Source organism: Trichormus variabilis 0441, from assembly GCF_009856605.1.
Taxonomy (GTDB): domain Bacteria; phylum Cyanobacteriota; class Cyanobacteriia; order Cyanobacteriales; family Nostocaceae; genus Trichormus; species Trichormus variabilis.
In genome coordinates this window covers 5,375,063-5,398,477 of the sequence record NZ_CP047242.1, presented here as the reverse complement: position 1 = coordinate 5,398,477, position 23,415 = coordinate 5,375,063, and the positions used below count along the sequence as shown (strand labels likewise).

Sequence of the window (23,415 nt, the reverse complement as noted above, 5' to 3'; positions counted from 1 at the left end):
AATAGTATTGAAGCATTATTTAGCAAGATAGCTCTGTATTTTCGGGGTGTCGTGATGAGCTTAATTAACCTGGATCTAGTTATCAGCGCAGTTACTAGCATTGCCAATCCTGTGATTAAAGAAAAAATCCTGCGTAGTGAGACGGTAATTAAGTTACTCCAGCAATTTAACCTTGATCCAGAGCATCCACCTGCGGATTTTAGCGGTGTTTACGCCTACACCTTAGTCGAGTATGGTGTTGGCAAACCAAAAGCATTTCTTGAATTATTTCGACAAGAAGCAATTAAACAGGCTTTTCGCAAAGCATTAGGTCATAATAACCCCTCAATTCTACTGTCTGAGGTTGATGCTTTTCTTGATTCTTATACTTTGGGCGATGAAATCAGAAGCTTAGAACTGGACGTGAGAAGAGAGGTAGCTGCATTTGCGACTGTCTTTATTGAAGTTGCCAAACGCAGTCGCACACCTGCTGATGTCCTGATGAGTCAGCAGATTGGTTCTTTACATAAAAGGATTGCTAGTATCCAAGAACAACTAGAGAGATTGCCTACACTGGAAGGAATTCGGACAGAAATAGCACGATTAGCAGCCCAGAATTATCCAGCATTAGCCGGAGCAACAACGGAAAATCAATGTAGAGCGATCGCCTTAGCCCAACAAATGCGAGGATGGTTTGAAACCTTGGGCTACCGCCTAGAAAAATATGAAATCTGGGCAGAAGATTATTTTGAATGGATTATCAACGTTCCAGTCCGCCGCAGTTATGACCGCATTCTTGTACGTGGAGTTGCGGGAGAAGTGAGACTGAGTGATGTTATGGCCTTGCGTCAATCAGTTAATCAACAAAAAACAGATGAAGGCTGGTTGGTAAGTAACCGTCGGATTGCCCGTGCAGCACGCGATGAAGTCAAGAAGGAAGAAAATCGTCATCTAGATTGTTTTACATTTGACGAACTGATTGATTTAGATGCTGACTTTACTGGTTATCTTGATTGGTTAGAAGCGGAAATCAAACGCCGAAAGATTGATCAAAAGTATGTCCCACTTGCTTGTACTAAAGAAGAAATTGATCCAGTAACTAAGCGACGAATTGGTGTCAGCCGTTATGAGGCAGAAGACGGCTGGATTGATGGTTATATCGACTTGTGGCTTGATGACCCTGCAAAAGAGCATATTTCCATTCTGGGAGAATTCGGCACAGGTAAAACTTGGTTTGTCTTTCACTATGCTTGGACAGCACTCCAACGTTACAAGGATGCTCAAAAACGTGGTGTTGAACGTCCCCGTTTACCTTTAGTAATTACCCTGCGTGACTTTGCCAAGGCTTTAAATGTAGAAAATGTTTTGGCGGGTTTCTTCTTTACTCAACACAATATCCGCTTAAATAGCGAAGTTTTTGACCAACTCAACCGGATGGGTAAATTGCTGCTCATTTTCGATGGTTTTGACGAAATGGCAGCAAAAATTGACCGCCAACAGATGATTAACAATTTCTGGGAACTGGCAAAGGTAGTAGTTCCTGGTTCTAAAGTTATTCTCACCTGCCGTACTGAACATTTCCCAGAGTCCAAAGAAGGACGTGCTTTACTCAACGCAGAACTACAAGCCTCTACGAATAAACTAACTGGGGAAACACCACAATTTGAAGTTCTGGAACTGGAGAAATTCAACGATGAGCAAATTCGGCAGGTGTTGTTATACCAAGCTGAAGCAGCCACAGTTGAACAAGTCATGGACAATTCGCAATTACTAGACTTAGCCCGTCGTCCAGTGATGACTGATTTAATTTTGGAAGCATTGCCAGATATTGAGTCCGGTAAACCTATTGATATGTCACGGGTTTATCTGTATGCAGTGCGACGCAAGATGGAACGAGATATCAAAGCAGAACGTACTTTTACTTCCTTAGCAGATAAGTTGTATTTTTTATGCGAACTGTCTTGGGAGATGCTGTCTACTGATCAAATGAGTCTGAATTATCGGCTGTTTCCAGAACGTATTCGTCGCTTATTTGATTCTGTGGTGCAGGAAGAGAAAGATTTAGACCACTGGCATTATGACATGATGGGACAGACGATGCTTGTCCGTAATGCTGATGGTGATTACACTCCGGCACATAGGTCGCTGTTAGAGTTTTTTGTCGCGTATAAATTTGCGGCTGAGTTAGGAGCGTTAGCTGAAGATTTTACGGCATTAGCGCAAGCACAGTCAGGTTTGGATAGCGGTGCAACCCCTGTTGACTATACTTGGTTTGGTTATTTTTCGCGTCAATGGAATGATATTATTGCACCACTTAAAGCATTTACAAGGGAGTCTTTTGAGAAGTTAAGAGAAACTTTTGGCAAAGCTCCACTAACAAAAGCAGTAATAGATTTGCTGGTGCCGATGTTGAGTAATAATGAGTCTCTGATTAGTGTGATTGAAAGGACAAGAGGTCAAAGTGAAGATGCAGTAGGTTACATAGGAGGAAATGCAGCAACTTTAGTTTTGAGGATTGATCCACTAGGCTTAGAAGGAAAAGATTTAAGCGGCACTGTCATTAAAGGGGCAGATTTTACCAATGTAAATCTGCAAAATGTCAATTTTTTTGCCGCCAACTTAGTAAATTGTGCTTTTACACGAACTTTAGGAGCAGTTTTTTCAGTTGCTTTTAATTCCGATTGCAAACTATTAGCTACAGGTGATGGTAATGGCATAGTTCGCTTGTTAGATGCTGCGACCTGTAAAGAGATTTTAATCTGCAAAGGTCATGGCAGTATTATCCCTTGTGTTGCGTTTAGTCCTTCAGCACAAATACTTGCAAGCGGTAGTTACGATCAAACAATAAAACTATGGTCTATCCAGACAGGAGAATGTCTTAAGATTTTGCAAGGTCATGTTTCTGGAATACGTTCAATTGCTTTCAGTCCTTCCGGTGCAATACTTGCTAGTAGTGGTAATGACAATATAATTAGGCTTTGGAATATTGATACAGGCGAATCATTAAAAACTTTACATGGACATCGTGATCATGTATATTCAGTAGCTTTTGACCCTTCTGGGATGATTTTGGTCAGTGGTAGCGGAGATCAAACAATCCGAATCTGGGATATTAACAGTGGAAAATGCTTGAAAATTCTTGAGGGTCACACAAATGCTATACGCTCAATTGCTTTAAATTCCACTGGCGAAATTATTGCCAGTAGTAGTAGCGACCACACAATAGGTTTGTGGGATATCAAAACAGGAAAATGTCTGAATATTCTCCGAGGTCATACTGACAATGTAATGTCAGTTGTCTTTAATAATTCTGATCGAATAATTGCTAGTGGTGGTGCTGACCACACAGTCAGACTTTGGGATGTTCAATCTGGAGAATGCTTAAATGTAATTCAAGGACACACTAATGTAGTACGCTCAGTAGCCTTTAACTCCTCTGGTCAAACTTTAGCTAGTGGTAGCTATGATAAAACGTTGAAAATATGGGATATCAATACCTATGAATGCTTAACAACTGTCCAGGGTCATACCAATTGGATCAGTTCGGTAGCTTTTAACCCATCTGGTAGAACTTTTGCTAGCGGAGGGAATGATGCAACTATAATCTGGGATGCCAACACAGGTAAATGTTTAAAAACCTTGCAAATACATACCGCCTGGGTATTTTCAGTTGCATTTAGTTCTTGTGGAAAGATGCTTGCAAGTAGTAGTGCTGACGCGAAAGTTAGATTGTGGAATATTGATACAGGCGAATGCCTAAAAATTTTAAATGGTCATACTTATTGGGTATTTTCAGTTGCTTTTAGTGCTGATGGTAAGCTGTTAGCGAGTAGTGGTTCGGATAAAACACTCAAGGTATGGTCAATTGAAACAGGTCAATGCCTAACAACTATTCATGCAAACCAAGGTACAGTACATTCAGTTGCTTTTAATCCCGTTAATAGAACATTAGCAAATGGGGGTTTTGACTCACAAGTAAAGCTATGGGATGTAAATACAGGTGAATGCTTAAAAATTCTACAGGGACATAGTGGAACAATTCGCTCGGTTGATTTTCATCCTGGTGGTAAAATTCTTGCTAGCGGGAGTGCTGACTGCACAATAAGATTATGGGATGTAGACACAAGCGAATGTGTAAAAATATTGCAAGGACACTCGAAGGTAGTCCAGTCAATAGCTTTTAGTTCTGATGGGCAAATCCTAGCTACAGGTAGTGAAGATTTTACTATTAAGTTGTGGAATATTTTCACTGGAGAATGTTTTCAAACACTATGGGGACATACTACTTGGGTATTGTCAGTGGCTTTTAGTCCTGATTGTAAAACCCTGATTAGTGGTAGCCAAGATGAAACAATAAAAGTATGGGATATTAAAACAGGTGATTGTATCAAAACCTTAAGAAGCGATCGCTTCTATGAACGCATGAACATTACAAGGGTTAAGGGTTTAATCTCATCTGAAATCGCTACCCTCAAATCACTAGGTGCAATTGAGGAATAAAAAATGTAAAAATAAAAGTGAAGTATAAACAAACTTCTAATTTAGAATTACTAAATTTCCCCATTATATGGAAATAACCAAAATATCAAATGAAGGACAAGTGATTATTCCTGAAGAATTACTAAAAGCTTCAGGCTGGGAAATCGGACAGGAATTAATAGCAATTAATATGGGTGATGGGATTCTTCTCAAACCAAAGAAACCCTTTGCAGAAACTACACTAAATGATGTTGCAGGCTGTTTAAAATATCAAGGCGCACTCAAATCTTTAGAAGATATGAATGATGCCATCTGTCAAGGTATTGAGGAATTATGACATAGTGGTAGCCTTAGTGATGACTGAGCAACAAAACCTAGCTTCAAAACTATGTGATTAGGCGATCGCCCATTAGTATACAGTGGCAGCAGCTAGCTAAACCAACGCATCCATCAACAATATTAGTAGCTAATTTGACATTGAGAGGTTGAGATATAGCATAATACAAGTTACATACCTAACATTCTCTACGGTAGGCTATGTAATTTCATTTTTTATACTCCTCAACTCTAAATCGACCCTTTTATGTCAGAAGCCATTGACAAGAAATCTTTGAGTGAACGTGACATTTGTACAAAGTACATTACACCTGCTCTAACTAGTCGGGGCTGGAATATTAACACTCAGATTCGCGAGGAAGTGACGCTGACAAAAGGTAGGGTGATTGTTAGGGGTAAGCTGGCTAGTCGAGGTGAGCAGAAACGCGCTGATTATGTGCTGTATCACAAACCCGGTGTACCACTGGCTGTAATTGAGGCTAAAGACAATAATCACTCTGTCAGTGCGGGAATGCAGCAAGCGATCGCTACTGGTGAATTAATTGATGTACCATTCATCTTTAGCTCGAATGGCGACGCTTTTATGATGTGCGACTGCACAATTAGCGAGGGACAGCGAGAGCGAGAAATCCCCCTTGACCAGTTCCCGACACCGCAGGAACTTTGGCAAAAATACTGTGATTTGAAGGGAATTAACTCCGACATTCAGCCGATTGTTGCTCAAGATTACTATCCTAGCCCTGATAAGAAACAGCCACGCTATTATCAACAGATTGCCATTAACCGGACAATTGAAGCGATAGCTAAAGGAGAAAACCGCATTCTGTTAGTGATGGCGACGGGTACGGGTAAAACTTTTACAGCTTTTCAAATTATTTGGCGGTTGTGGAAGTCGGGGGCGAAAAAGCGTATTCTGTTTTTGGCAGACCGCAACATTTTGGTTGATCAAACTAGAGTTAATGACTTTAAACCCTTTGGCTCAAAAATGACCAAAATTAAGCAGCGACAGATAGATACATCTTACGAAATTTATCTCTCCCTATATCAGGCGGTAACGGGAAATGAAGAGGCGAAAAACATTTATCGGCAATTTTCACCAGGTTTTTTTGACTTAATTATTATAGATGAGTGTCATCGAGGAAGCGCATCTGAGGATTCTGCATGGCGAGATATTTTGGAATATTTTAGCAGTGCAACGCAGATTGGCTTGACTGCTACCCCAAGGGAAACAGAAGAAGTTTCTAATAGCCTTTATTTTGGTGAGTCAATTTTTACCTATTCACTCAAACAAGGGATTGAAGATGGCTTTTTAGCTCCCTACAAAGTTATTCGCATTGACTTTGATAAAGACTTGAGTGGATGGAAACCCAAGCCAGGACAACGGGATAAATATGGTAAAGAAATTCCCGACCAAATATTTAATCAGCGAGATTTTGATAGAACTTTGGTTTTAGAAAAGCGGACTGAGTTAGTTGCGCGGATTATTTCTGATTATCTCAAATCAAGCGATCGCTTTGCCAAAACTATCATTTTTTGTGAGACGACTGACCACGCAGAACGAATGCGGGTAGCGTTGGTGAATGAGAATGCTGATTTGATGGCGGAGAGTAGCCGCTACATTATGCGAATTACTGGGGATGATGCTCAGGGTAAGGCAGAATTGGATAATTTCATTGACCCTGAAAGTAAATATCCCACAATTGTTACTACCTCTGAGTTGCTGACGACGGGTGTTGATGCTAAAACCTGCAAGTTGATTGTTTTAGACCAGCGCATCCTGTCCATGACTAAATTTAAGCAAATTGTTGGTCGCGGTACTCGCATTGATGAAGACTATGGCAAAATGTTCTTCACCATTATCGATTTTAAGAAAGCAACACAGTTATTTGCTGACCCTGATTTTGATGGTGAACCTGTACAAATTTATCAGCCTAAGCCAGTTGATCCAATTGTTCCGCCCGATAATGGAGACGATGAGGTAGTCATTGATGGTGAGATTACCCGCAAGCAAAAGCGGGAGAAGTATGTAATTGCGGATGAAGAGGTGGCGGTTGCTTTTATTCGAGAGCAATACCACGGCAAGGACGGTAAGCTGATTACGGAATCGATTAAGGACTATACTCGCAAAACAGTTAGTCAGGAGTATGCTTCATTAGATGCGTTCTTGAAGAAATGGCACTCTAGCGAGCAGAAGCAGGCTATTATCCAAGAGTTACAAGAGATGGGCATACCTTTGGAAGCGTTAGAACAAGAGATTGGTAAGGATTTTGACCCATTAGATTTAATTTGTCATGTTGTCTTTGACCAACCGCCACTAACTCGCAAAGAAAGGGCGAACAATGTCCGCAAGCGTAATTACTTTAGTAAGTATAGTGAACAGGCTCGTAAGGTAATAGATGCGCTTTTGGATAAATATGCGGATGAAGGGATTGAAGATATTGAAAAATTGGATGTGCTGAAGGTTCATCCTTTTGATAAAGTGGGTACACCAATAGAAATTATTCAGCTTTTTGGCAGTAGAAAAGAATATCTTAATGTACTTCAGCAGCTAAAAACGCAACTTTATGAGATAGCCTAGTTAATCATCTTTAAATTTGTTTTGTATGGACGATCCAATAAAATACATTGACTCATCTATTAAAGGTTTACAGGATAAACTATCTACATCTAATTCGGTGTTAGATATTGAAGTACAGGCAGAACTTTCTCATATTTTATCTATCTACCGACGATTAAAAACTGCTTTTTTAATTGCCAAGGTTCAAGATAACAAAAATAAGCTAGAACATATTGAAGCAATAGCGCCTAATCTTGATTTGGCAATTTCTGCATTACAAGTAAATTCTAACAAGGTTTTGGCAAGGAACATTAGGCGAGATGCAGAATACTTCATACGGAGAATTGAAAATCCTGTCACTGCATTTTTCGTGAATAATTTCTTTAAATTTCTTTATTCAACGGAAACTTATACAAAAGTAGTTATCGGTCTGTTCTTAGCTTTACCTATTCATCTATTAGCACCGATTGTTTTAGCATATATACTTAGTACATCCAATCTTTATTTAAAACCTTTATTTAAAGAACAATCAACAAAGCCCATATCTTCAGAAAATTTAGTAGAAGCACAAAAGCCAGAAGTAAAAACTCAAATAAAGTTGACAGAACATGAGTTTTATGAGGCATCCGTGCTGCTGGTATTATCAGCAATGTCAGGAGCGACTGGTAGTGTTGTAAGTATTATGTTGAGGCTGGATCAATATGGCAATCCACGGTATAAAGAAACCTTACTTCCTATATTTGTGGGAGCATTCAAGCCAGCAATTGGGGCATTTTTAGGGATTTTTGTTTTTGCTCTCATCAATTCTACACTTCTGCCTATTACAATTTCTAAAGATGAGGAGAAACCAATTAATAGGTGGCTGGCGTTTTTAGCGATTACTTTTGTTGTGGGCTTTAGTGAAAGACTAGCAAATGATGTTGTTAGTCAAGCAGAAAGAATTGTACCAGGGAGAGGTGCTTCACAGGAAAAAAGCGAAACTTCTGCATCACAATTATCTGCACCTACAGAAGAAGATAAAGAAAACGATAAAAGTTAAGTAAGCAATGTCAATTAGCACTACAATTAAGACTATTCAAGATATCATGCGGAAGGATGCGGGCGTTGATGGTGACGCGCAACGCATTAACCAGTTAGTTTGGATGATATTCCTCAAAGTTTTTGATGCTCGTGAAGAAGAATATGAACTGTTAGAAGATAATTATAAATCTCCGATTCCTGAAGGATTGCGTTGGCGGAATTGGGCAGCAGATTCTGAAGGTATCACTGGAGATGGTTTACTAGATTTTGTAGACAATGCTTTATTTCAAACCCTCAAAGAACTGAGAACTACGGCAACAGATGCCCGTGGGCAGATGATTGGTAAGGTGTTTGAGGATGCCTACAACTATATGAAAAATGGTACTCTCATCCGCCAAGTAATTAATAAACTTAACGAAGTTGATTTTAATAAAAAAGATCAGAAAAAACAGTTCAGCGAGATTTACGAGAAAATTCTCAAAGATTTGCAGAGTGCAGGTAATGCCGGAGAATATTATACTCCCCGTGCGGTGACAAAGTTTATTGTCGATAGAATTAAGCCGCAATTAGGGGAAATTGTATTTGATCCAGCTTGCGGTACAGGTGGCTTTTTAACGGCAGCAATTGATTACATTCGCCAACATTTTCAAAGTGCTGATGTCCCAGAAATTCTGCAACGGACGATTCGCGGAACTGAAAAAAAGCCGTTACCTTTTAACCTTTGTGTCACGAATCTGATTTTACATGGTATTGATGTGCCGTCAGCAGAACATGATAATACTTTGGCACGACCATTGCGCGATTATAGTCCTCACGAACGGGTGGATGTAATTATCACAAATCCGCCTTTTGGTGGGATGGAAGAAGATGGAATTGAGGACAATTTTCCCGCTACCTTCCGCACCAGAGAAACGGCAGATTTATTTCTGGTGCTGATTGCTCATTTACTCAAAGAAGGCGGTAGAGGCGCAATAGTTTTACCAGATGGTACGCTGTTTGGGGAAGGTGTGAAAACGCGGATTAAAGAAAAACTGCTGCAAGATTGCAATCTCCATACAATTGTTCGCTTACCAAATGGTGTATTTAATCCCTACACAGGTATTAAAACTAATCTGCTATTTTTCACTAAAGGGGAACCAACAGAAACGATTTGGTATTATGAACACCCTTATCCAGCAGGGTATAAATCATACTCGAAAACTAAGCCGATTTGCTTTGAGGAGTTTGCACCGGAGCAAGAATGGTGGGATAACCGCGAGGAAAATGAATTTGCTTGGCAGGTTTCAATTGCAGATTTGAAAGCTAATAATTACAACCTAGATATTAAGAATCCTCACAAAGTTGATGTAGAACACGCAGATTTAGATGAGATGTTAGCAGCACATCAAAAACTTATGGCTGAGTTGGGTGAGGTGCGGAGTAAGTTAAAATTTGAGTTGATGGAAGCATTAGAAGGTAATAATTAACAAGATTCCCAACTTCTTAAAGAAGTCGGGGATCTGAAATCGTTTGCTATATTCAAGTAAATGGCAGGTAATTAAACTATGCAAAGTATCAAAATCAACTCCTATGTAGGTAAAGATGGGATGTTACATTTAGATATCCCTGTAGATGTGCAAGAAACTGAGTTAGAAGTAACAGTTACAGTCAAACCTGTTCAGAAAACAATTGATGGACTATCTGAAGATGAAGTCAATAAATTAGAATGGCATGATTTTATTAACGTGACTTACGGTTGTTTAGCAGATGACCCCATTATTAGATATCCTCAAGGTGAATATGAAGAAAGAGAATCTATAGAATGATTTATTTGTTAGATACTAATGCTTGTATTGTTTATTTAAATGGTAGAAATCTTAATTTAAAACGTCAGATAGAACAGAAGTTAGAATCTGATATAGCGGTTTGCTCACCTGTTAAAGCAGAATTATTTTACGGAGCATTAAAAAGTAATAATCCTAGTCGCAATCTAGTTTTACAAAAAGCATTCTTGAATCGTTTTGTTTCTTTGGCTTTTGATGACCAAGCCGCAGAGATATTTGGAGTTATTCGCGCTCGACTCACTCAACTAGGAACTCCAATCGGCCCCTATGATTTACAAATAGCTGCTATCGCTTTAGCTAATAATCTGATTTTAGTAACTCATAATGTTAATGAGTTTAGCCGTGTTGAAGGTTTAAGGCTGGAAGATTGGGAAGTGTAAGAAGTAGAGTTAAATATGCTGAATGTAGTCGAATTTAAAACAAAAATTCAAAATGGCGTAATTCAAATTCCCGAAATATATAAGGGAGAACTAGATGGAGAATCTGTCAAAGTAATTGTTCTGAAACAAACTAAACAAGCAGCAGTAGATATTATTGATGAACTTATGGAACATCCGGTTGAGTTTGACTGGCCACCTTTGACACGAGAGGAGATTTATGACCGAGAGTTATGAAAATTGCTATGGAACGATTGTTTATATTGATGAGATTGAATATTATATCAAGGAAGTTGATAAGATTTTAGGTATTTTACTGCAACCTTTCCAGCCTGTTTTGACTGCTGTTTAATTATGAAGATAGATACGTTTTTTCAAAATTTTGAATTGTTGACTGATACGCCAAATGCGATCGCAAAGTTACGAGAAATTATTTTGCAATTAGCTGTAATGGGTCAGCTTGTCCCTCAAAACCCAAATGATGAACCAGCTTATGTTTTATTAGAAAAAATTAAAGAAGAAAAAGAATATTTATTACAGAATGAAAAAAATAAGAAAAATGAGTTTATTGAAATCAAATTTGATTTCAATAATAAATGTTTACCAGGCTGGGTAGATACAAAACTTGGTTATCTTATCGAACTGGTATCAGGTCAACATCTTGGACAAGAGGAACAAAATGATCAAGGTGAAGGGCTTCCATACTTGACGGGGCCAGCAGATTTTGGAGAATTCAACCCTGTTGCAACTCGCTGGACTAATACCGTTAAAGCATTAGCAAAGAAGAATGATATTTTGATAACAGTTAAAGGAGCAGGGGTTGGAAAAGCAAATATTCTTAGTATGGAGAAAGCGGCAATTGGACGACAACTTATGGCAATACGTCCAATTTTGCTGGAATACGAGTTTATTTATCTCTTAATTATTTCTTCCTATGAGAAATTTCAAGCATTAAGCATTGGCTCTACAGTTCCAGGAATGGGAAGGAAAGATATTTTAGATTTCTCTCTTGGTTTACCTCCCCTTGCAGAACAAAAACGCATTGTAGAGAAATGCGATCGCCTCCTCTCAACTTGCGACGAAATCGAAAAACGGCAGCAGCAAAAGCAAGAGAGCGTTGTGAGGATGAATGAGAGTGCGATCGCTCAACTCCTCTCCTCCCAAAATCCCGAAGAGTTCCGCCAACACTGGCAGCGCATTTGCAATAATTTTGACTTACTCTACAGCATTCCTGAAACAATTCCTAAACTGCGTCAGGCGATTTTGCAATTGGCAGTTCAAGGTAAACTAACTCGTCAAGATCCAAATAATGAACCTGCTTCAGTTTTATTTGAAAAAATTAAATTTGAAAGAAAGCGTTTACTAGGTGAGACAAATTTTAGAGAACCAAAAGAATTAAAACCAATCCGTGATAATGAAATACTTTTTGAACTTCCAAAAGAATGGGTATGGACTAGAATTGGAGAAATTTTTCTAATTTCTAGTGGAACAACACCTAATAGGACGAATCATAAATATTTTGAGGATGGAACAGAATATTGGGTAAAAACTACGGATTTAAATAATGAAACAGTATTAAATTGTGAAGAAAAAATTACTAAGCAGGCAGTTTTAGATTGCAACCTCAAATACTATCCTGTTGGAACAGTTTGTGTAGCTTTGTATGGTGGTGCTGGAACTATCGGAAAGTCAGGTTTATTAGGTATAGAAACAACTATTAACCAATCAGTTTGTGGAATTTATCCTAATAAATATGTTAATGCTAAATATTTACACTTATATATCAAATTAATTAGACCTTTGTGGATGAATTTTGCTGCTAGTTTGAGAAAAGCACCAAATATTAATGCAGGGGTTGTCAATAATATGGTTTTTCCTCTAGCACCCCTCGCTGAACAAAAACGCATTGTAGAGAAGTGCGATCGCCTGATGTCACTCTGCGATACCCTAGAAGCCAAACTAAAACAAGGGCGAGACAGCAGCGAGAAACTGATGGAAGTCGCAGCAAAACAGGTATTAACAGCCTAATAGCCATTTTCTGTAGGGGCGGGTTGACAAATATGATCGATTATTAATGATGATCTGGGTGAACCCGCCCCTACAAACCACTTTGAATACAAAGGTTCTAGTAAAGGTTTAGAGCCATGAAATACAAAATCTACGAACTGATTGGCGAAAACTGTATGAGCCAAAAGGCTGGACAGCAAATCTATGATTTAATTTATCCTCAACTGCAAGCAGGAAAGGCAGTAGAGCTAGATTTTGCTGGTGTAAGAAGATTCTTGTCTGTGTTTTTCAATTTTGCTATTGGTCAATTATTGCGTGATATCAAACCTGAAGACCTGGATCAGCTTCTAGTTGTATCTAACCTCAGTCCTCTTGGTCAACAGACCTATGATGAAGTGATTGAGAATGCAAAGCGTTATTACTCAGATGAGCAGTATCGTGAAGCCGTAAATGAAATGATTCTTGAACAATCTGCCTGTTAATCATGCCAGTTAACTACACCGTAAAAGCAGATGTCATTGACATCATGAAGACATCATAGATAATGCTTTAACTCAGTTCAGTAATCAATGCTTAGATGGTTATGATTTGTTCATTCTGGAATCAATAAAACAAGAATCAATCAACAATCAATCAACAAGATTATTACTGATGATGGTGATTATGTGACAGTGCCAGGAATTCAGGTATTTACGGCTAATCCAGGGGCGATCGCCGCAGCGCAAAATCAAGGTAGGCTGATAACGAGGTAAGCTGGAAGCGATCGCTGTTATACCACCTTAGCCAGTTTTGCTGACCTAGAAAATCAAGTTATTCTGGCTGAAGTTACTAGCAGTAAAGTTATTGAGTGTAACTAAGGTGCTGAAGATTGCACTGCTACCAACACCATCAGCGTCAACTTGGATGAGAGTATTTGACCCAGATTGTATGCCTCTCATGTAACCGTTGGCGATGGGATTTGTGCCTGTGTAGTTGAAGCTGGCTAACAGCGATTGCACTACTAGAACATCATTTGTACTGCTGAAGTCAGTAATAGTATCGATTCCTTCACTGAGGCTATTAAAGACAAATTTATCATTACCAGCACCACCAGTTAGCTTATCGCTACCAACACCACCAACGAGTGTATCGTTACCATTGCCACCGATTAAAGTATCATTTCCGTTACCCCCATTGAGAATATCATCCCCATCGCCACCGTTGAGAGTGTCATTATTATCACCACCGGACAAACTGTTATTGGCACTGTTACCAGTCATGTTATTAACTAGTGCGTTTCCAGTACCATTGATCGCATTGCTACCCGTGAGAATCAGGTTCTCTAAGTTATTGCTTAGTGTCCAACTAATAGCAGAACGAACAGTATCAGTTCCCGCATTAGTGGCTTCTATAATTTGGTCGTTAATGCTGTCGGTGTAATATGTGTCATTACCAGCACCACCAATCATTACATCATTGCCCACACCACCATCTAAGGAATCATTACCAGCATCACCATTGAGGATGTCATTTCCGGCATCACCATTGAGAGTGTCATCATTATCGCCACCTGACAAAGTGTTATTGGCAGTGTTCCCAGTAATACTATTTTTCAAAGCATTGCCAGTACCATTGATAGCATTGCTACCTGTGAGAATCAGGTTTTCTAGGTTGTAGCCTAGCGTCCAACTGATAGCAGAACGGACGGTATCAGTTCCTTCATTGAAGACTTCTATAATTTGGTCGTTACTGCTATCGGTGTAGTATGTGTCATCACCTGCACCACCAAGCATTACATCGTCGCCAGCACCACCATCTAAACTGTCATTACCAGTACCGCCATTGAGGGTATCATTACCACTTTCGCCATTAAGGGTATCGTTACCACCTTCTCCATTAATGATGTCATCACCAGCTTTACCATTAAGTGTGTTAGCACCAGTATTACCAGTAATGAGATTGTTGAGTGTGTTACCTGTACCTGAGAGGCTACTAGTGCCAGTTAAAACTAGGTTTTCTATATTGTCGCCCAAGGTGTAGCTAATGGATGAGCGAACAGTATCCGTTCCTTCGTTAGCGTTTTCGACTACTTTATCTGCACTGTTATCGACAATGTAGGTGTCATTGTCTAAGCCTCCTGTCATGGTATCTTGGCCTGTGCCACCATCAAGGGTGTCATTCCCCGCTAAACCAAGCAGGATGTCATTGCCACCCAAGCCTTGAATTACATCATCATTGAATGTGCCAGTGATGCTATCGTTGCCAGCAGTACCAGTGAGGTTGCGAATGTTGATGGCAAATGTATCACTGACATTTGCTCTTTTGTTGTCTGTGGCTACGACTTTGATATTTAATGTGCTTACATCACCTACGGTGGGAATGCCTGTAAAGGTGCGGGTGATGGGATTAAATTTCAACCAACTAGGTAGAGAAGTACCGTCTGCTTTAGTTGCTGTATAACTGAGGCTATCACCTATATTTGAGTCAGAGAAAGTATTTATGGGAATGGTGAAGTTGAAGGGACTATTGGAACCAATTGTTTGATCTATAATTGCGTTTTGGACAATGGGTGCATTATTAATAGTTGTGGCAAGGTAGTTTTTAATATCTTCTTTTGTCCAAATAGTTGCACCGTTATCAAATTGAAATTCTTCCACGGAAAGGACTTCGTAAGGATAATCAAACTGATTTTTGATCGTGAGTTGATCAATGTTGTCTTTGACCTTAAAAATCAAGTCATTACCTTGTCTAACAATTTCCATCGTTTGTGGAGTTAATCCCCTACCGAACTTCACTGTGTCATAGTAACTATTGAAGGCATAGTAACCTTCTTGAATAATATCTTGACCATAATCATGTTTAAAAATGTAAGTATCATTTCCCGCACCTCCTACTAAGGTGTCATCCCCTAAACCGCCATCTAAAGTTTCATTGTTGATTCCTTCAGAATAACCAACTATATAGTCATCTCCGTCTGTTGACTGTAATAGGTATTGTTTGATATCTTCTTTCGTCCAAATAGTCGCACCGTTATCAAATTGGAATTCTTCGATTGAAATTGCTTCAAAGGGATAATCAAACTGATTTTTTATTGTCAGGCGATCGCTGCTACCTTTAACTTTGAAAATCAGGTCGTTACCTTGTCGAACAATTTCCATTGTGTTGGTAGTTAATCCCGCACCAAACTTCACTGTGTCATAGTAACTATTGAAGCCAGAGTAACCTTCTTGAATAATATCTTGACCATAACCTTGTTTAAAGATGTAGGTATCATTCCCCGTACCTCCAACTAAGGTGTCATTACCTAAACCACCATCTAATGTTTCATTGTTAATTCCTTCGGAATAACCAACTATATAGTCATCTGCACTTGTGGATTTTAGTAAGTATTGTTTGATATTTTCTTTTGTCCAAATAGTCGCACCGTTATCAAATTGAAATTCTTCGATTGAAATTGCTTCAAAGGGATAATCAAACTGATTTTTTATTGTCAGGCGATCGCTACTTCCTTTGACTTTGAAAACTAGGTCATTACCTTCTCGAACAATTTCCATTGTTTGGATGGTTAAACCTGCACCAAACTTAACTGTGTCATAGTAACTATTCAAGCCAGAGTAATCTTCTTGAATTATATCTTGACCATAACCTTGCTTGAAAATATAGGTATCATCTCCTGTACCTCCTACTAAAGTGTCATTTCCTAAGCCACCATCTAAGATATCGTTTCTAATTCCCCACGAATAACCAACTAAATAATCATCTCCAGGTGTAGACTTTAATAAATGTTGTTTGATATTTTCTTTTGTCCAAACAGTTGCACCGTTATCAAACTGAAACTCTTCAATTGCGTAAACTTCATATACATTAAACTGATCTTTAATTGTTAGGCGATCGCTACTTCCTTTGACTTTGAAAATCAAGTCATCACCTTGTCGGATAATTTCCATTGTGTTGGTAGTTAAACCTGCACCAAACTTCACGGTGTCATAATAACTATTCAAGCCAGAGTAACCTTCTTGAATGATATCTTGACCATAACCTTGCTTGAAGATATAGGTATCATTTCCTGAACCACCAGCTAAGGTGTCATTGCCTAAACCACCATCTAAAGTTTCATTGTTGATTCCCTCAGAATAACCAACTATGTAGTCGTTTCCATTGGTAGACTTTAATAAATGTTGTTTGATATTTTCTTTTGTCCAAACAGTTGCACCGTTATCAAACTGAAACTCTTCAATTGCGTAAACTTCATATACATTAAACTGATCTTTAATTGTCAGGCGATCGCTACTACCTTTAACTTTGAAAATTAAGTCATCACCTTGTCGGACAATTTCCATTGTGTTGGTAGTTAAACCTGCACCAAACTTCACGGTGTCATAGTAGCTATTCAAGCCAGAGTAACCTTCTTGAATGATATCTTGACCATAACCTTGCTTGAAGATATATGTATCATTCCCTATGCCCCCGGCTAAGGTATCATTGCCTGTAGCATTTTCCAAAGTGTTGGCATTTGCATCTCCAGTGACAAGATTATCTTCAGGGAGATTATTCGGTAAAGACATAGAGTTTATCTCTGACCGAGTTATAGTTGTACCATCGGCAAAGATAAACTGATCTATACCATAAGGGCCACTCCTAAACTGATCTTCAATGATGAGGCGATCATTAGTATTTTTGATTGCTAAATAAAGATTATCCTGTTCTGTACTACTATTAGATTTGCGCCAGAAAACAACATCCGATTTACTAATACCTGCTTTGAAACTGACAGTATCTGTACCAGTGTTATAGTTTTCAACAATAGTATCAACTGCGTAGCCTCGACCAAAGATATAAGTATTGTTGCCATAACCACCATTCAATAAGTCGTTTCCTGCACCGCCATCAAGGGTATCATTACTTTGATATCCCAGTAAGTAATCATCGCCAGTGGTAGATTGCAGTAACCAAGTTTGAATATTTTCTCTTGTCCAGATTGTCCCGTTGGCAAATACAAACTGGTCTATGCCATAAGGGCCACTTCTAAACTGATCTTCAATGATAATTTGGTCATGAGTGTTTTTGATTGCTAAGTAGAGATTATCGCTTTCTGGGTAACTATTCGATTTTCGCCAGAAGGTGATATCAGATGGATTAATACCAGTTTTGAAACTGAGAGTATCTGTACCAGTGTTGTAGTTTTCAACAATAGTGTCAATTCCATAACCACGACCAAAAACATAAGTATTGTTGCCATAACCACCATTCAATAAGTCGTTTCCTGCACCGCCATCAAGGGTATCATTACTTTGATATCCCAATAAGTAATCATCGTCAGTGGTGGATTGTAGTAACCAAGTTTGAATATTTTCTCTTGTCCAGATTGTCCCGTTGGCAAATACAAACTGGTCTATGCCATAAGGGCCACTTCTAAACTGATCTTCAATAATAATTTGGTCATGAGTGTTTTTGATTGCTAAGTAGAGATTATCGCTTTCTGGGTAACTACTCGATTTTCGCCAAAAAGTGATATCAGATGGATTAATACCTGCTTTGAAACTGAGAGTATCTGTACCAGTGTTAGAATTCTCAGCAATAGTATCAATTCCATAACCGCGACCAAAAACATAAGTATTGTTGCCAGCACCACCGTTCAATAAGTCATTTCCTGCACCGCCATCAAGAGTATCATTACTTTGATATCCCACTAAGTAATCGTCGCCAGTGGTAGATTGCAGTAACCAAGCTTGAATATTTTCTCTTGTCCAGATTGTGCCATCAGCAAATGTAAACTGGTCTATGCCGTAAGCATTATTTACTAACTGATCTGTAATGATGAGACGGTCATGAGTGTTTTTAATTGCTAGGTAAAGATTATTTTTTTCCGAATCATTGTTTGACCTGCGCCAAAAAGTAATATCTGATGGACTAATACCTGCTTTGAAACTGATAATATCTTTATCTGCATTGTTATTTTGAGTAATAGTATCAATTCCATAACCTCGACCAAAGATATAAGTATTTTGTCCAGAACCTCCTTTGAGAGAATCATTTCCTATCCCACCATTTAAAATATCATTACCATCTCCACCATCTAGAAAATCATCTCCCTCTTGTCCATATAATTGGTCATCATTTTGTTCTCCATAGAGGCTATCATCATCTAATCCACCAAGTAATAAGTCTTTGCCTTTATTTCCATATAATTTATCTTTACCCTCTCCTCCTTCAATTTGGTCGTCTCCTTCTCCTCCCGTGAGGATGTCGTTACCTAAATCTCCAGAAATGAGAACTGGTTTAACTCCAATGTAAGTAATTTGATTGCTAATTTTAGTCCCAATAATAGCTTCGACGTTATTACTATCTTTGAGAATCAGATGTAAACGAGAATCTAAATCAATGGTGACTATATCAAAACCTGCTCCTCCATCTAAACTGGTAATAATATCGTCTGCATCGACGGTTATTGTATCGTCTCCAGCACCAGCTTTGATGACATCTTTTCCTTTACCACCGTTGATAATATCGCTACCACCTGCACCTGTGAGGGTATCGTCTCCTGCACCACCATTGAGAATTCCCCCTGTTGTGCTACTAGCTAAAATGGTCAGGATATCGTTTCCTTTACCTCCAGTGACAGCGTAGGTAATAGTGGGATCAATTGTTAAATTCAAATTACCCGCCGTATCGTCAGCAATGATAATGTCGGGTTTATTCTCAAAGTTAAATTTGTTAATTCCTCCGGGTAATGTTTCTAACTTTACGCCGTTGGGATTATAAGCAAAAGCAACATCAAAAATTTGAGAGCGTTTTCTAAATTCGTAGCCTAGCTGAGTAAAATAGGTTGAAGCAGTGATGAGATTTCCAGCAACTTCAAAGTTTTTCTGTTGACTTGCTAGAGAAATATCGTCAATACCGTAACGATGTAATGCCGCTAATTCGCCCAATTCTACTTTACGATTACCATTGGCATCAATCCAAACTCGGATTCTTTCAAAGTTGGTATCTTGAGAATTGAGTAAGCGATCGCCATTACTGTTTAAACTAGCAATAGAAGTAACATTAGGTTGAGTGGTTAGGGAAATAAACTCATTCAGTTCAGTAATCCGACCATCATTATTTAGGTCTATTACTAATATCCCATCAGAAGGAGATACCCATCCTGTCTGTTCTAGATAACCATCATTATCTAAATCTGACATGGCAAAGGAATCTTGAGCAGAAATTAACTGAAGTCCATTACCAAATAAATCAACGACTGCTAATTTATAAGCACTCAGTACATAATTATCTGGTACATCTAACTGAACATCTAAAGTTGACTCTCCTTGAGTTAATACTGCTTGTAAAGAAACCGAACCATCTGCGGCTAAAGTAGGATAAAAATCTTTACCATTAGCCAAGCGGATAAATTCAATTCTGCTGTTTTCATCAACCCAATTTTTGATTGTGATAATAATAGGTTGTGCTTCGTTATTACCACCACTGGCGTTAAACCCAGGGAGAATATAAGACACAGTGATGATTAAATCTTTATCTTGGAGTTTTAGGCTGTGGATGGTGTTTGTTCCTAAGACTAGAGTATCTATTCCCCCATCTCTAACTTTGCCTTCATAATCTCCTGTATCATAGATTGTGGTATTTAAACCATCACCAAAAGAGTACAAATAAGTATCATTTCCAGCACCACCTAAAAGCGTATCGTTTTCACCCAAACCTCGGAGAACATCAGCACCGATAGTTCCTTGAATGGTGGTGTTGCTGCTAGTAGCAGTTTGTACATTATTAGTAGCTTTTAATTGCCATTGCCCACTAGAATTGTCTAAAAAGTATTCTTGATTATTCCCCAGACGAATAAATTCAATTTTATTAGTTAAGAAGTTAGTGATCGTTAATTGATTCGTAATGGGTGCAGAAGGATTACTAGGATTAATGATACTAATGATTAAATTATTGCTACTCTGTTGTAGTCGTAAATTAGAGAGTTGAATATTACTGTCAAATTCAATAACATCGACTCCCCCAATATCGTCAATTGTATCTTTACCATTTCCTAGACTATAGCGATAAACATCATCACCTTTGCCACCTCTTAAAGTTTCTGCGGCTGAGGAAGAAATTAAAACGTCATCGCTATTATCATTACCTTGAACTACACCGCCGTTACCAGAGATAATTCTAGTGACATTATTACCTTTGTAATTATCTGAAACTTGTGGTGTACTGAGGTTAAATTCTCTCGCTTTCGCCAACACTGTTTTAAAATTAGCGACTAATTCATTTTCTAGTTTAACCGTACCATTCTCTACAACAATTTTGAAGCGACTGCCATCAGCAAACCGGAGAATTTCTACACGGTTATTGTTATTAGTTAACCAGTTAGCAATTATCTCACCATTAATATTTAAATTATTCCCACTGAGAGACAATCGTACTTGAGAAGGTAAAATATCTAAACCAAAATCTCTGATAGTGGGGTCTTTTGTGTATAGATTTAGAGTAACCTTATTATCTTTATCTACATTAATTGTGTAAAGTCTACCATCAGTAAACTGGAGAAACTGAATTTTATTTTCTGGTTGTGTTTTTACCCAACCGTAAATTCTTTCACCATTGACAATCAAATCATTACCTTCTATGGAAATTATAATGGTTGTTGGTAAAAGATTCGTCGCAACTTTTTTGATCAGATCATCATTGAGTTCTGCGGGAACAAAACTATCCCAAGGATGAGACTGCAAAGCTGTGATTCTTTTATCTGCATCTTGAATTGAGTTGGCTGCCAGTTTATTAATATATTCCTGATATAAAGTAGGATTATCTAGGTAAGTGCCATATTCTTTAGCAATTTGTAATAGCTCGTTGAAATCGTCTAGATTGCTGCGGGAATTAGTATAATTATTAAATAGGCGTTTGATGTAGCGATCGCCACCTTCAATCTGTGTTTTAGTAAGTTGATAAACTACACCTGCTTCAATCGCTGCTTGAGCATTACTAAAACCTACCCTTGTGCGAAAACTACTACTACCAGGTGCATTATCTTGTAGTTGATAAACTAATTGTTCTTTGTAATGACCATAATAAACATTCTCAACAGTCATCAATTGACCACCAACAGTCTCCGCTAAGAAATTGAGAATTTCTTTAGCAGCTTCACCCATTTGACGAGCTATTTCAGTATTTCCATCATCTAACTCGTAAGAAAATTGAGTGACAAACTCTCCATTAACAATGTTAATTGCATACGCAGCACGAGGAAAATCTTCATCCCCAAATACTCCTCCGATAAGGCTACCAACAACTGTGCCAACAAAAATTCCGATTGGCCCTGTTAAAGCAGTAAAACCAAGCCAACTAGCAAGACCTGGAATAGCTACAGCACCCAATGAACCACCTATAGCTGAACCTTGATTTAATTGACCTTCACCTATAATATTCCAACGAACTAGAGTTTTGTAAAATTCTGAGCCAGCATAAGACGCTAGAGCATTTTTATAAGAATTAATTAAATCTAAACGCGTAATTTCTTTAACACTTGTTATCTGTAGATAGTTTTCAGCAAAGTTTGGAAAATATTCTCTGGCTATCGAAGTAAAAGCATAGTCAACAACTGCTTCAGTTAGAGTATCTACTCCCATTTGAGTTAGAGTATCTTCTATCTTTAATGCGTCAATAATATTTTCAGATAATTCTCCAGAACCTAAAGATACTGAAATAGATACAAGATTGCCAATAAAGCGATCAGGTAAAGCAAGAGATTCTAGAGATTTATTATTAAAATCAAATTCATTTTCTATTGCTGAACCAACCCAACTGCCAACAGTTTTACCTATAGAATTTGCTAATAATTGGCTAGCAAAATTATCATTGACGAAATAAGTAGCAATTTTTCCTCCAAGAGAGGCTCCAATAATGCTTGGAGAAGTTATTTTTGGAGTTTGTGATTCAGAAAAATCAAATAAAGAAATAAAATCATCCAATATTGCTTCTAGTGGTACAAATATAGCAGATAATACCACACTATCAATTTCATAAACTGCTTCTAATATTCCTGGTGATTCTCCTGTTTTTTCCTCCAGAGCTATTTGATAGAGAGATAATATATCGTGAACAATTGTTTGTATACCAAGATTTGTCCACAAATCTGGTCTAAAAAAAAGCAATGGATCTAAAGATGCTATTCCTGTTATACCAATATCTGGAGCAAAAGATTCAATATCATCAACAGATAAATTGGGACTTAATGATATTATCAGGTCTGCACCTTCTAGGAAATATGGATGTTGAGTATTGTCTGGGTAAGCTTCATTTGTAATTCTTACATCTTCTTCCTCTGAGATATTTTTAATATCTTCTCTTGACAGCTGAGATATCTGATTTAATTGTTCGCTTGATAAATTTGATATTGCCTGTTGCCATTCATTGATTAATCGCTGTTTAAAATTTCCTGATTGTAGTTGATTCATTATCTTAAATTCCTATATTTAATTTATTTTTACAATTAATTTTGTAGTTAATAAATAATAGATACATCCATTAACTAGAAGTTAATTAAAGTTTAATTATCCAATTCGCTATAGCTATCAAACTATTGATAAAACTACATTTTAATCTAGAGACAATGTTAGGATGTTTTTAGAAGTATGAATTTAGAATTGTCGGATTGAGATTTTTTGGGGCGATCGCAATACCAAACGCCTCAACTTTCTTTGCTTTTGAATCTTAAAAGTTAACAAATACGATGTTATTAACTTTATGCAGATTAACTAGCTTTTTGTAAGTTGAAATAGCCAAATTAATGCACTGAATAGGGAACTCAAAATCTACAGACATAAGTGAAATTAGACACAAAAATATACGGTCATTAACAAAATAA

The 23,415-nt window shown here is 38.0% G+C and carries 12 protein-coding genes; 11 read left to right on the top strand and 1 reads right to left on the bottom strand.

The features are described 5' to 3' along the window. The first annotated feature begins 54 nt into the window (after positions 1 to 54). The 11 genes from GSQ19_RS22215 to GSQ19_RS22170 all read left to right on the top strand — a co-directional run bounded on the left by GSQ19_RS22215 (position 55) and on the right by GSQ19_RS22170 (position 13,060). Positions 55 to 4,479 carry an NACHT domain-containing protein gene (locus GSQ19_RS22215; RefSeq protein ID WP_011320006.1) on the top strand — a complete coding sequence of 1,475 codons (4,425 nt, stop codon included), beginning with the start codon at positions 55 to 57 and terminating at the stop codon, positions 4,477 to 4,479. A gap of 67 nt (positions 4,480 to 4,546) precedes the next feature. Next, positions 4,547 to 4,795 carry an AbrB/MazE/SpoVT family DNA-binding domain-containing protein gene (locus GSQ19_RS22210; protein WP_011320005.1) on the top strand — a complete coding sequence of 83 codons (249 nt, stop codon included), beginning with the start codon at positions 4,547 to 4,549 and terminating at the stop codon, positions 4,793 to 4,795. A 246-nt stretch (positions 4,796 to 5,041) separates the two neighbouring features. Beyond that, a complete protein-coding gene (gene hsdR / locus GSQ19_RS22205) occupies positions 5,042 to 7,372 on the top strand; it encodes an EcoAI/FtnUII family type I restriction enzme subunit R (RefSeq protein ID WP_011320004.1) in 2,331 nt (776 codons plus the stop codon). Positions 7,373 to 7,397: 25 nt separating this feature from the next. Continuing rightward, complete coding sequence (locus GSQ19_RS22200; protein ID WP_011320003.1) at positions 7,398 to 8,390, top strand: hypothetical protein; 993 nt, start codon at positions 7,398 to 7,400, stop codon at positions 8,388 to 8,390. Between the two features lie 7 nt (positions 8,391 to 8,397). Next, on the top strand, positions 8,398 to 9,837 hold the full coding sequence (locus GSQ19_RS22195) for a type I restriction-modification system subunit M (protein WP_011320002.1): 1,440 nt from the start codon (positions 8,398 to 8,400) through the stop codon (positions 9,835 to 9,837). 78 nt (positions 9,838 to 9,915) lie between these two features. Then, entirely contained in the window at positions 9,916 to 10,176 is a 261-nt protein-coding gene (locus GSQ19_RS22190) for a hypothetical protein (RefSeq protein WP_011320001.1), read from the top strand. Then, positions 10,173 to 10,574, top strand: a complete 402-nt coding sequence (gene vapC / locus GSQ19_RS22185; protein ID WP_011320000.1) for a type II toxin-antitoxin system tRNA(fMet)-specific endonuclease VapC — start codon at positions 10,173 to 10,175, stop codon at positions 10,572 to 10,574. Before GSQ19_RS22190 ends, vapC begins: the two co-directional genes overlap by 4 nt. A 15-nt stretch (positions 10,575 to 10,589) precedes the next feature. Next, positions 10,590 to 10,808 carry a hypothetical protein gene (locus GSQ19_RS22180; protein ID WP_011319999.1) on the top strand — a complete coding sequence of 73 codons (219 nt, stop codon included), beginning with the start codon at positions 10,590 to 10,592 and terminating at the stop codon, positions 10,806 to 10,808. After that, positions 10,792 to 10,923, top strand: coding sequence for a hypothetical protein (locus GSQ19_RS30315; protein WP_255449099.1), 132 nt, complete (start codon positions 10,792 to 10,794; stop codon positions 10,921 to 10,923). Before GSQ19_RS22180 ends, GSQ19_RS30315 begins: the two co-directional genes overlap by 17 nt. A 2-nt stretch (positions 10,924 to 10,925) precedes the next feature. Continuing rightward, positions 10,926 to 12,599, top strand: coding sequence for a restriction endonuclease subunit S (locus tag GSQ19_RS22175; protein WP_011319998.1), 1,674 nt, complete (start codon positions 10,926 to 10,928; stop codon positions 12,597 to 12,599). Positions 12,600 to 12,715: 116 nt separating this feature from the next. Beyond that, entirely contained in the window at positions 12,716 to 13,060 is a 345-nt protein-coding gene (locus GSQ19_RS22170; RefSeq protein ID WP_011319997.1) for an STAS-like domain-containing protein, read from the top strand. 315 nt (positions 13,061 to 13,375) lie between these two features. On the opposite strand, the gene GSQ19_RS22165 is transcribed toward GSQ19_RS22170, so the two are convergent. After that, complete coding sequence (locus GSQ19_RS22165; RefSeq protein ID WP_011319996.1) at positions 13,376 to 23,005, bottom strand: calcium-binding protein; 9,630 nt, start codon at positions 23,003 to 23,005, stop codon at positions 13,376 to 13,378. Positions 23,006 to 23,415: the final 410 nt, after the last annotated feature.

Bases quoted from the DNA above. Each gene is read 5' to 3' on its own strand.
- GSQ19_RS22215 (WP_011320006.1), top strand. From the start codon at position 55: ATGAGCTTAATTAACCTGGATCTAGTTATCAGCGCAGTTACTAGCATT.
- GSQ19_RS22210 (WP_011320005.1), top strand. From the start codon at position 4,547: ATGGAAATAACCAAAATATCAAATGAAGGACAAGTGATTATTCCTGAA.
- hsdR (WP_011320004.1), top strand. From the start codon at position 5,042: ATGTCAGAAGCCATTGACAAGAAATCTTTGAGTGAACGTGACATTTGT.
- GSQ19_RS22200 (WP_011320003.1), top strand. From the start codon at position 7,398: ATGGACGATCCAATAAAATACATTGACTCATCTATTAAAGGTTTACAG.
- GSQ19_RS22195 (WP_011320002.1), top strand. From the start codon at position 8,398: ATGTCAATTAGCACTACAATTAAGACTATTCAAGATATCATGCGGAAG.
- GSQ19_RS22190 (WP_011320001.1), top strand. From the start codon at position 9,916: ATGCAAAGTATCAAAATCAACTCCTATGTAGGTAAAGATGGGATGTTA.
- vapC (WP_011320000.1), top strand. From the start codon at position 10,173: ATGATTTATTTGTTAGATACTAATGCTTGTATTGTTTATTTAAATGGT.
- GSQ19_RS22180 (WP_011319999.1), top strand. From the start codon at position 10,590: ATGCTGAATGTAGTCGAATTTAAAACAAAAATTCAAAATGGCGTAATT.
- GSQ19_RS30315 (WP_255449099.1), top strand. From the start codon at position 10,792: ATGACCGAGAGTTATGAAAATTGCTATGGAACGATTGTTTATATTGAT.
- GSQ19_RS22175 (WP_011319998.1), top strand. From the start codon at position 10,926: ATGAAGATAGATACGTTTTTTCAAAATTTTGAATTGTTGACTGATACG.
- GSQ19_RS22170 (WP_011319997.1), top strand. From the start codon at position 12,716: ATGAAATACAAAATCTACGAACTGATTGGCGAAAACTGTATGAGCCAA.
- GSQ19_RS22165 (WP_011319996.1), bottom strand. From the start codon at position 23,005: ATGAATCAACTACAATCAGGAAATTTTAAACAGCGATTAATCAATGAA.